Genomic DNA, 968 nt, shown 5'->3' with positions numbered 1-968 from the left:
GCCCGCTCGGGGGCGCTCGACCCGGCCGCCGCCGCCTACGTCCTCTACACCTCGGGCACGACCGGGCGGCCCAAGGGCGTGGTGGTCGGTCACCGGGGCGTGGTGGCGCTGGCCGCCGGCACCCGACACGACACCGGCCTGTCCGCGCGGGACCGCTGCGTCGCCTTCGCCTCGTTCGGGTTCGACGTCTCCGTGCTGGACCTGTGGGTGCCGCTGATCTGCGGCGCCGAGGTCGCCCTGGTCGGCGACGCGGACCGCACCGACCCGGCCCGGTTGCAGCGGTTCCTCGCCACGCACGGGGTGACCTACGGGTCGCTGCCGCCGGCGCTGCTGCCGCTGCTCGACCCGGCCGCCCTGCCGGCGTTCACCACCGTGCTCACCGGCGACGAGGCGCCCGGCCCGGAGCAGGTGGCCCGCTGGACGGCGGGCGGCCGGGGACGCTACTTCAACTGCTACGGGCCCACCGAGGCGACCGTGCAGGTCACCGCGTTCCGGGCGGAAGGTCGGTGGTCCACGCCGCTGCCGATCGGCCGCCCGCTGGCCAACCACCGGGTGTACGTCGTGGACGAGGCGTTGCGCCCGGTGCCGGCCGACGTGCCGGGGGAGCTGCTCATCGGCGGGCCCGGGGTGGCCCGGGGCTACCTGGGGCAGCCCGGGGCGACCGCGGAGCGGTTCGTGCCGGACCCGTTCTCGGGGCGCCCGGGTGCCCGGCTCTACCGCACCGGCGACCGGGTGGTCCGGGGCGCCGACGGTGACCTGACCTTCCTCGGGCGGCTCGACCGGCAGGTGAAGATCCGGGGCCAGCGGGTCGAGGTCGGCGCGGTGGAGACGGTGCTGCGCGCCCATCCGGAGGTCAGCCACGGCGTGGTGCTGGCGTTGCCGGGCGCCGGTGGCGCCGAACTGGTGGCCGTGGTGACGCCCCGGACCGCGCCCGACACCGCCGCGCTCGGCCGGTGGTCGGCCCGGGA

General features: G+C 77.6%; 1 protein-coding gene. It reads left to right on the top strand.

Annotated elements, in window-relative coordinates:
* Window positions 1–968 (top strand): amino acid adenylation domain-containing protein (locus HUW36_RS33480; RefSeq protein WP_174531657.1); only part of this gene is annotated, 968 nt, incomplete at both ends.

This window comes from Micromonospora maritima (assembly GCF_902825405.1).
Lineage (GTDB): Bacteria > Actinomycetota > Actinomycetes > Mycobacteriales > Micromonosporaceae > Micromonospora > Micromonospora maritima.
Note: the sequence above shows the minus strand (reverse complement) of the source record. Positions and strands in the feature narration are given on the sequence as shown.